Annotated in this window: 1 protein-coding gene; it reads left to right on the top strand. The window is 73.3% G+C overall.

Annotated features, from left to right (window positions below; all coding sequences use genetic code 11):
• Window positions 1-382: tRNA (guanosine(46)-N7)-methyltransferase TrmB (gene trmB / locus HTV45_RS33390; RefSeq protein WP_215209628.1), on the top strand; the 382-nt coding region annotated here is incomplete at both ends.

Here is a 382-nt window from a genome sequence, read left to right as displayed (position 1 = left end):
CGTGGTCCTGGAGATCGGCTTCGGCATGGGCGAGGCGACCGCGCGGATGGCCGCCGACGATCCCGGCACCGGCATCCTCGCCGTCGACGTCCACACCCCCGGCCAGGGGAACCTGCTGGGCCTCGCCGACCGGCTGGGCCTGGACAACGTCCGGGTGGCCAACGGGGACGCCATCATCCTGCTCCGCGAGATGCTGGCCCCCGAGTCCCTGGCCGGCCTGCGCGTCTACTTCCCCGACCCGTGGCCGAAGACCCGCCACCACAAGCGGCGCCTGATCCAGCCCGACTTCCTGAGCCTGGCAGCCCCCCGTCTCGCCCCCGGCGCCGTCCTGCACTGCGCCACCGACTGGGAGCCCTACGCCGAGCAGATGCACGACGTGCTC

This window comes from Streptomyces sp. CHD11 (assembly GCF_018638295.1).
Taxonomy (GTDB): domain Bacteria; phylum Actinomycetota; class Actinomycetes; order Streptomycetales; family Streptomycetaceae; genus Streptomyces.
This window is presented reverse-complemented; position numbering and strand designations above follow the sequence as displayed.